The organism is Pseudomonas sp. DE0010, from assembly GCF_007680745.1.
Lineage (GTDB): Bacteria > Pseudomonadota > Gammaproteobacteria > Pseudomonadales > Pseudomonadaceae > Aquipseudomonas > Aquipseudomonas parafulva_B.
This window is the reverse complement of the sequence record NZ_VEJQ01000079.1, coordinates 1-365: the sequence shown is the minus strand read 5'-3', so window position 1 is coordinate 365 and position 365 is coordinate 1. Positions and strand designations below refer to the sequence as shown.

The window sequence follows — 365 nt, the reverse complement described above, 5'->3', positions numbered from 1 at the left end:
AGTGCGGCCAGGCCGAACACCTGACCTGCACGGCGACCGGTAGCACCGACGCCCGGTTGAACGGCACGGCCACCAAGGCCACGGCCTGGGCGGCGCAGGTACAGAATCCGGCTGCCATCGCCGCAGCTCCTGCCCCGGCCCCCGTCGAGCCGCCCAAGGCGGCGCCTGCCGAGGCTCCCGCTGCTACGGCGTCTGAAACGGCCAGGCCCGCCACTCCTCCAGTAGTCCCGGAGGCACCGGCACCCGCAGCGCCAGCGGCCCCGGTCGCCGAATCGACACCTGTCGCGCCGGCCAAGGTCGAGCCTGCACCTGCACCTGCACCTGCACCTGCACCTGCACCTGCAGCCAAGGCGCCTGCCGGTCAG

Annotated in this window: 1 protein-coding gene; it reads right to left on the bottom strand. The window is 73.4% G+C overall.

What is annotated here, in order from left to right; all coding sequences use genetic code 11:
• Positions 1-183: 183 nt before the first annotated feature.
• On the bottom strand, positions 184-365 hold a 182-nt coding region (locus tag FS767_RS23080; RefSeq protein WP_218571742.1), incomplete at its 5' end, for a hypothetical protein.